The organism is Nocardia sp. NPDC006044 (genome assembly GCF_042871115.1).
Taxonomy (GTDB): domain Bacteria; phylum Actinomycetota; class Actinomycetes; order Mycobacteriales; family Mycobacteriaceae; genus Nocardia.
Genome location: NZ_JBIAID010000003.1, coordinates 386,523 through 399,946 on the forward strand (window position 1 = coordinate 386,523; position 13,424 = coordinate 399,946).

Annotated in this window: 3 protein-coding genes; all 3 read left to right on the forward strand. The window is 59.6% G+C overall.

The window, feature by feature from the left end:
* Positions 1 to 2 precede the first annotated feature (2 nt).
* The 3 genes from ACFYO1_RS26445 (at position 3) to ACFYO1_RS26455 (ending at position 13,220) form a co-directional block, all read left to right on the forward strand.
* A complete protein-coding gene (locus ACFYO1_RS26445; protein WP_387236301.1) occupies positions 3 to 4,586 on the forward strand; it encodes an Eco57I restriction-modification methylase domain-containing protein in 4,584 nt (1,527 codons plus the stop codon).
* Positions 4,587 to 4,686: 100 nt separating this feature from the next.
* Positions 4,687 to 10,989, forward strand: a complete 6,303-nt coding sequence (locus tag ACFYO1_RS26450; RefSeq protein WP_387236304.1) for a DEAD/DEAH box helicase — start codon at positions 4,687 to 4,689, stop codon at positions 10,987 to 10,989.
* Entirely contained in the window at positions 10,989 to 13,220 is a 2,232-nt protein-coding gene (locus ACFYO1_RS26455; protein ID WP_387236307.1) for a 3'-5' exonuclease, read from the forward strand. Before ACFYO1_RS26450 ends, ACFYO1_RS26455 begins: the two co-directional genes overlap by 1 nt.
* The last annotated feature ends 204 nt before the right edge of the window (positions 13,221 to 13,424 follow it).

Below are 13,424 nucleotides of genomic sequence, written 5' to 3' on the forward strand. Positions count from 1 at the left end.
CCATGGCTTCTTTCGATTCCATCGTCATCGGTGAGGATTGGATCAGCGAGCACTACTTCACCACTGACTCTGTGAAGGAGTCATTCCACGGCAAAGTGATGGAGCTGCGCAAATTCTGGGACGCCGAGGCGAAAGAAGGGCGGACGACTGTCCGCAGCTCGCTGCTAAACGCCTGCCGGAGCCTACAGGTCGCTTTGGCCGCGCTGGTCGAAAATCCTGAGGCAGCGCCTGCAGCACACACACAGGTGCGTGCCGCCTTCGGATTCCCGGGCGAGCTGGCGACGTTCAACGCTGCGCGGGCTGGCTCCGAGCTGGAGATTCCCGATGCAGCACTGCCGGGCATCGCGAAAACCCTCTTCATCCAGGCGAACCCAGTTACCGCCATCGAGGACCTTCTCGACCCCGAGATCGGACAACTAATCAAACCGGCCACCGAGGACGGTAAACCGATCGAGTCCGTTTCAAAGGCAGTGTCAGCAGCCTTTCGATCCGACGCCGAGCCTCCCTTTGTCGTGGTGCAGGCGGGACAGTGGATGTTGCTCGCAGAGCGAGAGCGCTGGGCCGAAGGTCGCTACCTTGCCGTCGACGTGCTCGTGGTTGCCGAGCGCAAGCATGAGGCTCGCGGTGGCGAAATAGACAGGGCAGCAGCAATCTTCGGGCATCACGCGTTGAGAGAAGACGCCGATGGCAATATTTGGTGGACCGGTGCGCTGGAGGACTCAGTCAAGCACACCGTCGGTGTGTCGAAGGATCTGCGCGAGGGCATCCGCCTGTCGATCGAGATTATCGCGAACGAGGTCGTGAACCGACGCAAAGATCTCGATCTGACTATGGCGGGAGTCGACGCCAACGAGCTCGCAAAGCAATCACTGCGGTTTCTCTACCGAATCTTGTTTCTTCTGTACGCAGAGGCTTCTCCCGAAATGGAAGTACTTCCCTCCGGGGCCGCGGAATACGACGAGGGTTACGGGTTGGACCGGCTCCGGGAGCTAACTCTCACTGAACTCGTCTCGGTACGAGCCAGAAACGGCACCCATCTGTACGAGTCCCTGAAGAAGCTGTTCGACCTTGTGGAGTTCGGGCACGAACCGAAACGCGGAGAACGCCTCGTAGACGACCCGGCCCCAGGACTACAGTTCAATCCCCTGCGCGCGGATCTGTTCTCGCCCAAGGCAACTGCGCTAATTGATGATGTGCAACTCGGGAACGAAGCCGTACAGCATGTTCTCGAACACCTGTTGCTCACCAAGGAGAGCAAAAGCCGCAAGGGTTCCGACCGCGGCTTCATCAGCTACGCCGAACTCGGCATCAACCAGCTCGGCGCGGTCTACGAGGGACTCATGTCCTACACCGGCTTCTTTGCCGAGGAGGACCTGTTCGAGGTCGCTAAGAACGGTGATCCGGACAAAGGTTCGTGGGTGGTGCCAGTCGACCGCGCTGACCATCTTTCCCAGTCCGACTTCGTTCGCACTGAAGACTCGAACACTCACGAGAAGAAGCCTGTCGTGCACCGCAAGGGCACGTTTGTTTTCCGACTCGCCGGCCGCGAACGCCAGCAATCCGCGTCCTACTACACGCCCGAAGTACTAACCAAATTCGTTGTCTCGCAGGCACTCGAAGAACTCCTCACCCACGAGACCACTCCTGAGGAGATTCTCGAACTCACGATCTGTGAACCTGCCCTCGGTTCCGGCGCATTCGCCATCGAGGCAGTCCGCCAACTGGCGGCGGAATACCTCAAACGCAAGCAGGAGAAACTCGACAAACGCATCCCGGCCGACAAGTACCCAGTTGAGCTACAAAAGGTGAAGGCACACATCGCGCTGCACCAGGTATATGGTGTGGACCTCAACGCAACGGCCGTCGAACTTGCGGAGATTTCACTGTGGCTCGACACCATGGTCGCCGGTCTACAGGCACCATGGTTCGGCCTACACTTGCGCCGAGGTAACTCGCTCATCGGGGCGCGCCGGGCGGTCTACGCCCCAAATCAAATGGGAAAAAAGGCCTGGCTCAAAACTCCGGCCACTGACGTCCCGCTAGGTACTGACATCGGCACCGGCATTCACCACTTCTTGCTGCCGTCCGAGGGATGGGGCGCGGTCATCGATACCGCAGAGGCCAAGACCTACGCCCCCGACCGACGCGAAGAACTGCGATTGTGGCGCAGTGAGATTCGCAAATCGCCAACCAAGGAGATAACCAAGCGACTCGCTGCCCTTTCACAGCGGGTCGAGACACTTTGGGAATTCACCCTACGCCGACTCACCATCGCAGAGTCAGAGATCCGCCGAGATATCCATCTCTGGGAGTCCGAGGCGGTCGAGTACACCCCAGCGGTAACCCGTGATCAGATCGAATTAGCGCTCCGGGACGAGAATGGTCCATACCGTCGACTGCGCCGTGTGATGGACGCGTGGTGTGCTCTTTGGTCCTGGCCACTGATAACAGATGTCAAGCCACCAGACTTGGACCAGTGGGTTAGCGGACTCGAGGAAATTCTTGGCCTGGCCCCGAAGGCCGACAGGTTTGAGAAGTACGGGCAGACCAGCTTTACCGGCGATATGGACTGGCACGACCTTGACGTAGCGGAGGACATCGATCGTTCGTTCGCCAGGGTTCAACTGATCGACACAGGCTTCAAAAGATTTCCATGGCTGAAAGTGACCGCCGATATCGCGAGCGCGCAAGGGTTCTTCCATTGGGAATTAGATCTTGCCCCTGTCTTCAGAACAGGAGGTTTCGACCTCCAGATCGGTAACCCGCCGTGGGTTCGCCCGGAGTGGGACGAGGCATCTGTCCTCGCGGAGATAGATCCTTGGTGGCAACTGATTACCAAGCCCGAAGAGAGCGTGAAGCAGCAAAAACGTAACGATACACTTGCACAACCTGGAGCATTTACTACATTGCTCACCGAGCGAGCTGAGCGGGCTGGAGTGAATGAACATCTAACGTCCGGAGTGGATCGCCCAGTGTTGGCAGGATTGCAGCCTGATCTTTATCGATGCTTCATGGATCACACATGGCGATCAATGTCACCTAGAGGCATCGTCGCCCTAATCCATCCAGAAAGCCATTTTACCGAACAACGAGCACATGCTCTCCGGCGAAATACTTACGCTCGCCTTCGGCGACACTGGCAATTTCGTAACGAGGAACGTCTATTCGAAATTGATCATGCGAAGGATTTTGGCGTCCACGTGTACGGCGTAGCCTCAGAAATTAGATTCTTGCACGGAGCGTCATTTTACCATCCCGACACCGTCGAGCGCTCTTTTCTCCATGACGGGTCGGGTACCGCACCCGGCATCAAAGACGAGAACGGAGATTGGGATCTTCGCCCCCACGCACAACGGATTATTAAAGTGAGCTGCTCGCGGCTATCGACGTGGTCTGCCTTGATCGACGAGCCCGGCACCCCTGCCGCAGATGCGAGGATGCTATATCCCGTCAACCGAGCGAGCGCTGACGTCCTTGACAAAATTGCAACGTCATCTAGGCTCGGCAGCCTAGGCTTCAACTGGACCGCTGGCTGGCACGAAACGGCCGATCGAAAGCGCGGATACTTCAGATCAGAATCGGCCGTGCCCGAAAATTGGAAAGAGGTCATACTGCAGGGCCCACATTTCACTGTTGCGACTCCTCTATTTAAGCAACCGAACCAGACAATGAAGAATAATCTCGACACAAGCATAATAGATCTCGAAGATATCCCAGATAATTTTATCCCCCGGACGAGTTACCAACCCAACCTCACTTATCGCGAGTATATATCCGCATACAAAAAATGGTCTAGCGCACCCAGTTCAGAATTCTTCCGGATTGCGTGGCGACGGATGGGGCAAACCGCTAATGTCCGGACCTTGCACGCCGCAATCATCCCTCCGGGACCTTGTCATGTTAACCCCGTACTCACGGGAGCATTTAAAGAAAAATCCGATCTTGCAGTCGCCAGCGCCTTTTGGGCGTCCATACCTGTTGACTACTTCATCAAAGCCGCTGGTATCTCCGAACTAAATCAAGGCGTGATCCGCCGCCTTCCCCATATCCGCAACCATCCCCTAGAGTCGCGGCTTATCCATCGAGCGCTACGCCTCAATTGCCTCGTGAAGCCCTATGGTCCACTCTGGTCGGAGTTGCACGACTCTACCTGGCGTCAGGATTCATGGGTACCGCATATTGGATTGGACTACCTCGGTCGAACTCCTCTAGGCGAGATCGAAAATGAATGGACATGGTCAACTCCACTGCGCCGAGCAGCCGACCGCCGTCAGGCTCTTGTGGAGATCGATGCGATCGTCGCGATCATGCTTGAAATAACCACGGATGAACTCTTGACGGTCTATCGCACTCAGTTTCCAGTTCTCCAGAAGTACGATCGTGACGCCCTTTACGATGCCAACGGCCGACAACTCCCCGGCAAGCTGGCCGCCGAATATCATAGAAAGCGTACCCTAAGACCCTCTCAACTGGTAGTCGACGGGATCATCTATAAGGAACCTTTTCTCGGCGTGGACCGCGAACGCGACATGGAGTTGGCTCACAAACATTTCACTCAACTTCTTGAGCACTCAAGCTACCCCTGATCTCAACGGTCAACTATGCGTTTCACAAGCAAAGAAGGGATGAGAGCCGACCATGGGAGCGTTGCTACCCACTCTGCAAGCCGATCGCTTGCGAGAAGGGTTGACGGACTATCTCACCACGACGTTTGCGCTCACCGACCCGGACGCACAGGGCGCGCTGACCGATTTCATCGGCCACCCGGTGTCGGGAATGTTCAAGGGCCCGTACCTACGGTTGCGGTTGCCGTTCGCACCTGCGCGCGGTAACTGGGGCATGCACTTGGATTGGTGGCCAAAGGAATTTGTGCCCTACGGCCACCAGGCCAGCGCATTCGAGCGTTTGTCGACAAAGTTTCAGGAACGCCCACAGCCAACCCTTGTGACCACGGGTACTGGCTCCGGCAAGACCGAGTCGTTCCTCATTCCCATCCTCGATCACGTGCTGCGTGCCAAGAAGGCTGGCGTGATCGGCATGAAGGCACTCATCATCTACCCGATGAACGCGCTGGCCAACGATCAGGAGCAACGCCTCGCCAAGCTGATCAGCTCATATCCCGAACTCGCCGGTGTGACCGCCGGCCTCTACACAGGCGAGCAATCCGCTGGAGGCCGGACGCTGGTTTCGGCGGACGGTCTGATCACCGACCGGCGGCTCATGCACGACTCACCACCGGACATCCTGCTGACAAACTACAAAATGCTGGACCACCTTCTGCTTCGTCCAGATCGCGCTGCTATGTGGCGACAGTCGTCAGAGTCTCTGCAATACGTGGTGCTCGACGAGTTCCACACCTACGACGGCGCGCAGGGCACCGATGTGGCGATGCTGTTGCGGCGGCTCGGTCTCACGATCAAGGCGCATTGGACTGATTCTTCGCCGGCTACCGATGAAGATCGCGCACGTCCGCTCGGGCGGATCACGCCGGTCGCCACCTCGGCAACGCTGGGTGGCGAGGGCTCGCCGAAGGCGATGCTCAACTTCGCGCACACCATTTTCGGCGAGACCTTCACCGATGACACATTGATCGGCGAGACGCGTCTCACCCCCGAGGAGTGGCTGAGGGACCGGGGCACCACCTTGGACCGCCTCTACGAGGCCGTTAAGCCTGCAGTGGAGCAAGCGGTCGACCAGCTCGAGCACTTCATACAGAAGCACTCCCCCGGCAATGCATTGCTGACAGCGGCGGTGCTTGCCACCCTGTTTCGACGCTCCAACGATTCCAGCGATGACCTCGAGCGCACCGCGGCAGATCTTCGATTGCTCGAGGAAACTGAGCAACTAGACCTTTTTAAGAACCACGACCTGTTCAAAGCTCTACTGGCGATAACAGTTAACGCCGTCTCCATCGAAGACTTAACCGACACGATCCTTCCCGCACCCACGGCGGAGCGGGACAGCCCACGTGCCCGTGCCAAACGGCAACGCTATGTCGAGTACATCTTCGCTGCTCTGTCGCACCTGCGTGCGGAGATCGGACGCAGCGCTCTGAATGTCGATGTACACCTGTGGATTCGAGAGCTATCACGCATCGACCGCACCGTGGCCAGCGCTGCCGGCTTCCATTGGTCCGATGACGGTGCCATCGAGGACCCAAGCGTCATGTACTTGCCAGCGTTGTTCTGCCGACACTGCGGTCGGTCCGGATGGGGCGCGCGCCTCGCACCGACCGGCGACTCGCTCGACGTGAGCGACGAATCCATCCGCGCCCACCACGCCTCCGGCGGCTCCCGCTTCCGTGCGTTGATCTCCGCGCCAGTCGAAGCTCAGCTCGGGGAGAAAGTCGAGGGGTTGCGTTGGTTGCATATCGATGAACGCGAAATCAGCGAGCAGACACCGGATCCCGAGAGTGCCGAGATGGTCGAGGGGCGCGTGCTGCCGATCCTCGCCCTCTATGGCCCTGAGGCGGAAGATCATTCGCGGAACGACGTGTGTCCGGCCTGCCGGACTGCCGATGGCATTCGGTTTCTCGGTAGTGCTGTCGCCACCCAACTGTCGGTGGCGCTGTCAAGCATGTTCGGCGACGCCGACCTCGACGCCGACGAAAAGAAGGCATTGATGTTCACCGACAGCGTGCAGGACGCCGCGCATCGGGCCGGCTTCGTCCAGGCTCGCTCGCACACGTTGAGTCTGCGTTCGACACTGCGAAACGCCTTGGATGCTGCTAACTCCGGAACCGGCCTGATGACGTTGGCCGAGCTGTGTCAGGCGGTAATCGATAGGGCCGCGGACGACCCGATGCGCCGCTACCACCTACTCGCGCCCGACATTGTGGAGCTCGATGAGTTCGCGGCGTTCTGGCGTCCCGACAAGTCCACCGCCGAACGGCGGAAGGCTCTCCGATTGGTGCAACGGCGCCTCCAGTTCGATATAGACCTCGAGTTCGGTTTACAGGCCCGGCTGGGTCGAACCCTGGAGCTCACCGGTAGCGCCGTCGCCGAGGTGGATCTAGGTCCCGCTGAGCGGGTCGCTCAGCTCGGTCTGCAGGCATTAGAAGGCGCGCAACACCAGATCGCCTTCTCCGAGCCGAATCCCACAGCGGTGACGCGGTGGGTGCGCGGGACGGTCGAGCGCATGCGCATGCAGGGCGCGATCGGGCATCGATGGTTGGACAAGTACATCGCGAACGATGCCAACCGGCGATGGGTGTGGGGTGCCCGCCCCAAGGGCGAGGGGATGCCTGCCTTTCCGAAAGGCCGTCCCGCCCCGGCATTTCCAGCTGTCGGCTCACGCACGATTCCCGAAGGTTTCGACGCGATTACCGCGCCTGCATCTTGGTATGCCCGTTGGGCTTCAAAGTGTTTGGACGTTTCGGCCTTCGAAGGTGGCGCCTTGGCCAGGTCGCTGTTTGCGGCCCTCGCCGAAGAACGCATCGCGACGGCGTGCAGCACCGAGAAACAACACACCGCATACCAGCTCAGCGCCAACGCCATCCTGGTCGGCGCGCCAGAACTCGACGATCTGGAAGGCGGACGTCATCTGCTGACTTGCGACGTCTGTCAGTCACCCAGTCCGGGCAGTTTTGCTGTAGTCGATCAGCTTGATGGTGCCCCATGCCTTCTCGACCGCTGCCCGGGGACATTGCACCGTGCGCCGAGACAGAACAACTTCTACCGCAGGCTCTACAACGATTCCGAGATGAAGCGGGTAGTTGCCCGCGAGCATACCTCGTTGCTGCCGACAAAAACTCGCCTGGAATACGAAAACAAGTTCAAGCGCGGTGGCACCGATCCAACCGCGCCGAATGTGCTGGTCGCGACTCCAACGCTTGAAATGGGTATCGACATTGGCGATTTGTCGACCGTCATGCTCGGATCGATGCCGCGCAGTGTTGCTTCGTATCTCCAGCGAGTCGGCCGTGCCGGCCGTCTCACCGGTAATTCTCTGGTACTCGCCTTCATCCGAGGCCGCGGCGAACATCTGCCGAAGCTCTACGATCCGAAATCCGTCATCCAAGGAGAGGTTCGGCCACCAGCCACTTTTCTCACTGCTGAGGAGATCCTGCAACGTCAGTACGTTGCCCACATCGTCGACCGGATCTCCCGACAGCCCGGCGCTGAAGATCCCATGGCAGCCGAGCCTGTCCTGAATACGTTCGACGAGGGCAGTTGGATGGGAAAGCTTCTCGCTGTCGCGGACGAGAATTCAGAGGAACTCCTAGATATATTCCTCGCGCAGTTCGACAGTCTCCTCGACACCGACACCAACGAATCTCTGCGAACCTGGGCCACTCCATCGGGCAGTGGTGTCCCCAGTGCACTGCGCACTCATCTGCAAGACTCGGTACGCCATTGGAATCGGGATGTCAAAGAACTCCGTACCCGTCGCACGGCCGTCGATGCCGCGATGCCGGAGTTCGAGCGACGCGCCAACTCGCCAGCCGCCACCGACGACGACAGGCGAGAGCTGCGTACCGCACGGGGAACCCTGCGATTACTCGGCAAGCACATCAGCGATCTGACGAATGAGCACTGGGTCGGTGTGCTCGAACGGTACGGTGTGCTGCCCAACTACACTCTGCTGGACGATGCTGTGACGCTGGATGTCGGGATAACTTGGATCGACCCAGACACCAACGAATACGTCGGGGACACAGCAAGTTATAAGCGCGGGTCACGGGTTGCTCTTCAGGAGCTGGCGCCTGGCTCGACGTTCTACGCCCAAGGGCTCGCGGTGCAGATCGATGCCATCGACCTCGGCGCGGGCGAATCGAACATCCACACCTGGAGGATGTGCCCGCAATGCGGATGGGCGGGAATCGCTCATGCCACCGAGGACACTCCCGAACCGGTTCAATGCCCGCGCTGCCACACCAGTGCCATCGCCGATGTGAGCCAACAGCTTCATGTGGTGGAGATGTCACGGGTGTCCGCCGAGGTGCGGCGCGACGAAGCCGCCATCACCGACTCCCGTGACGACCGCAAGCGGGAGACGTTCACGGTGGTCACCGCTGCCGATATCGACCCGGACCACATCGTCGAACGATGGTTTGTGACCGATTACGAATTCGGCGCAGAGTATCTGCAGCGCATGGATATTCGCTGGCTCAATATGGGGAAGCGGACCTCGCAGGGCGCGAGACGGACGATCGCAGGTGCCGAAACGACGAGCGGCTTGTTCCGGGTGTGCTCGAGCTGTGGCCAGCTCGACCGCACCGCCGGGCGCAATGAGCCTCGCGAACATCGTAGTTGGTGCAAGTACCGGAAGGCTGCCGATGAAAAACACGTCCGGGAGATCGCACTCGCCCGAACGCTGCGCACTCAGGCTGTGCTGCTGCACCTGCCCGGCTGGCTGGAGTATGACCCGTTCGCCCATCCCAGCCTCAGTGCAGCGCTTCTGCTGGGTCTGCGACAAGTAATCGGCGGTTCACCCGAGCATCTGGATGTCGTGACCATCACCGACGCACTGCATGCACCGAATCAGCGCGCGTTACTCATTCACGACACGGTGCCTGGAGGTACCGGATACCTCGCGGAATTCGCCGATGCTGCAAAGGTCTGGTCAGTGCTGGTGGCTGCCCGGCAGGTGGTCGAGGACTGCGAATGCGCCGCCCAGGACCGGCTCGCCTGCCACCGGTGTCTGCTGCCGTTCGCCGCGCCGCACGAGCTCGACAAGACTTCGCGCAAAACGGCGGCGGCGGTGCTCGACAAGTTGCTGGGCACAAACAGCGCCGCAGAACCGGTCTGGGCGACCTGGAAGAGCTCGCTCACCTCGGAAGCGCCTCTCAAGCCGCTCGGCAGCGAGGAGTCACCACTTGAGCGCGAGTTCTACATGGCGTTCATCGACCGCCTGCGGGCGGCGGGCGCGACTGTCAAGGAGCGGCCAGGAACCTACGCGCCCTCCGCGGCAATCACCATGCCTGGCAAAACGATTCGCACCTGGAGTCTTGCGCCGCAGGTGCAGATGGGCAACAGCAGGCCGGACTTCGTACTCGATTGCACCGACTCTGCCATTCCCAGCATCGCTATCTTCGCCGACGGCCGCAAGTTCCACGCCGTGTCCGGCGCCAACCGAGTCGCTGATGATGCCAGGAAACGCGAGGACCTGCGAGCCGGAAACGTCATCGTATGGTCATTCGGGCATGAAGATCTCCAACGATTCAAGAACAACTCGTCGGTGGCTCCGCCCTGGTACACCGATAAGTTGGCTCACTTGACCATGCAGAACGGCAATCTGCGGCCAGCGCTACTCAAACTGCTCGCCGCCGACCCGATCACGCAGCTGCTGGAGTTCATCAATGACCCCGACCAGGAAGCATGGGCGGCGGTAGGTCAGTGGCTGCCAATGATGTTCATGCGCAAGGACCAAATTAAGGGCGATATCAACGCCATCGCCCCCTGGGCGTTGGATATCCTCGACGGCAAGAAGCCATCAGTTGCCGCAGGGACCTACGCTTGTTGGTCATACTCAGATGGACCGCTCGCTGTCACTGCGGCCATGCGTATGGACACCAAAACGATCACCTCGGTCCTCGCCCTCGACGACCGAGATGAGAAACTCGAAGTCCTCGACGGTAAGGCGTGGAAAGAATGGGTTCGCCTGTCGAATTGGTTTGGACTCTGCGACAACCATTTCGTTACCACTCGTAGCTTGATCGGTACCGAGACCGTTTCTCCTGCACCGAAACCCGATACGACTGGCGTGCACCTCACCCTCGAATGGGAACAGGTGCTTGCCCAAACCGTCACTGACGCAGAGAAAGAGCTCGTGCTGGCGTTGGCCAGCGCCAGCGCACCCGCTCCAGAAATCGGGGCCGAGACCGACGACGGTGATGTCATCGACCTTGCCTGGCCGGCTGCGCGAGTCGGTGTGCTCTTCGACGATGCCTCCGAGACAGTCCAGACGATGGCTAAACTCGGGTGGACGATCTGCCCACCAGACCCGGCACAAATCATTGACGCTTTGAACACGAACGGGGTGATGTGATGGCCAACATCGTGATGGCGACCAGCAAAGCGATGGGCAAGCTCGACGGGTCGATCAAAGCAAAGGTGTGGGACTTCCTCGAAAAAGTTCAAAAGGACGACACCGCACCGGGTTTGCACATCGAGCCGCTCAAAGGTGCTGTCGACGCTAGGGTGCGGACAGGGCGCGTCGACTTGAACTTCCGGGCGATCATGTTCCGCATCGATCCCAAAGGTGGCGACACCACCTACATCTACATGGGTACTTGGAAGCACGACGAGGCCAATTCACTCGCCGAACGCAGCACGCTGAGGGTCAACCCCATCAACGGCACGCTCGAGGGCATTATTGGAGAACTCAGCGCCGAAGCCGAGCAGCACAAGTGCACCGCCACCACGTCCGGAAACGGCTTTCCCGCAGTTGAACCGGCCAGCACGGACGATCGGGTTGGCTTTCTGGCGCAAGCTGGTTTCACACCCACCGATCTCACCGAAGGCCTCGGTCTGGACCCAGGACTTGCCGAGCTCGCCCTCTCTGCCGTCGACGACTACGCCATCAACGATATCGCCACGAAAATCGATGGCTGGCAGGCCGACGCACTGCTCGATCTGGCGTGCGGCACCGCCATCGACGAGATACGGGCGAAATATCAATTCACCAACGCTGTGGTCGATCCCGATCTCGATGAAGACACTCAGATCATAGAAGCGCTCGACCGACCGGCGTCAAAGATGCAGTTCACCTACATCGAAGGTAGCGACGAGCTGCGACGTGTGATCGAGGGCGGAGACTTCGCCGCCTGGCGCACCTTCCTACATCCCGAGCAGCGGACGTATGCCGAGAAGGACTTTAATGGCGCTTTCCGTCTTTCCGGTGGTGCCGGCACAGGAAAGACGGTTGTCGCAATCCATCGCGCTCGGAACCTCTGGAGACGAAACCGACATGCGCGAATCATCCTGACTACCTTCAATAAAACTCTTGCCAAGGGCCTCGAGGCTGACCTGAAGGTCCTGCAGCCCAACATCACAATCGCGAAGAAGCCGGGCGATCCAGGTGTTTACGTAGAAAGCATCGACAAGGTCGCGAGCGATATTCTGAACCGAGCCGACGACCCAGGTCCCGCCACCGAAGCGTTATTTGGCCACCGATTCGACGTAACCTCCGCTCGTACCAACAAGGACAAGGTGTGGCGAGATGTGATCCAGACGGTCGACAGTGTTCTCGATCCTCGATTGCGCACTCCTTGGTTCCTCGACACCGAGTACGTCGCGGTCGTCCTCGCCAACCGGGTGGCCACGCTCGAGCAGTACGTCAAAGTAGCCCGCACCGGACGGGGTGTACGCCTGAGCCGCCAGCAACGGATAGCGATGTGGAAACTGGTGGATGCTTACCGGCGACGCAGCCGAATGGACGCCAGCCTGAGTTTCCCCGAAGTTCTGGCTCTCGCCGCCGAATACATGAGGCAGCGCAACGATTCGGGTCAGCCACACCTGGCAGACCATGTGATCGTCGACGAAGCCCAAGACCTGCATGCCACTCACTGGGCTCTGCTGCGCGCACTGGTTGCCGAAGGGCCCAATGACCTGTTCATTGCCGAAGATTCGCATCAGCGGATCTACGGCCAGTCAGTTGTGCTGGGCCGTCTCGGCGTCAAGATAGTTGGCAGGTCTCGCCGGCTCACACTGAACTACCGCACGACAGCCCAAAATCTACACTTCGCGCTGACCATCCTGTCCGGCGCTGAATATCACGACCTGGAAGCGGCAGAAGAGTCCACACTGGGCTACCGATCTGCCCGCAAAGGCCCGAATCCCATAGCTGTCCAATGCAATTCGGCTGTCGATGAGCTCGACAAGGTAGCGAATAAGGTCCGTGAATGGCTCGCCGCTCCCGACGTCGAGCCGTCGACCATCGCCGTGCTCACCCGCGGCCAGAACGACCGCAGTCAATTCGTGCGCGCTCTCGGCGAACGCGGGATCGAAGCACGGGCTCTCGACGACAACCTAGCAGGCACAGGGCACGTGCAGGTGCTGACTATGCATCGTTCCAAGGGCATGGAGTTCTCCAAGGTGGTCCTGGCCGGAATTGACGACGCCCATGTTCCCTCAAAGGCCGCCATGCACACGGTTCCCGAAGAGGAGAAGGCCGAAGCGGAGCTGCGCGAACGGTCCCTGCTCTATGTCGCGGCCAGCCGAGCCCGCGATGAGCTCGTCGTGACTTGGAGTGGCAAGCGGTCGGAGTTGCTCGGCTAGTCGGAAACTATCCGAATCGGAAGGCTCCATGCCTTCAAGGAGCCCGAGTCGTACTTGCTCATTGTGGAGTGGTTTCTACCTCTCACTGTTTGTAGCGAGCTGGCCGACATTACCACCAGCAGCATCAATCCGGCTTCAATGTTTCGACTTTGCTCCCGCCGGTCATTTGGGATAGTGCCGCGCTGCCGGTACATCCTCTACTTA

Excerpts from the sequence above, each read along its gene's own strand:
- ACFYO1_RS26455 (WP_387236307.1), top strand. The coding sequence starts at position 10,989 with ATGGCCAACATCGTGATGGCGACCAGCAAAGCGATGGGCAAGCTCGAC.
- ACFYO1_RS26445 (WP_387236301.1), top strand. The coding sequence starts at position 3 with ATGGCTTCTTTCGATTCCATCGTCATCGGTGAGGATTGGATCAGCGAG.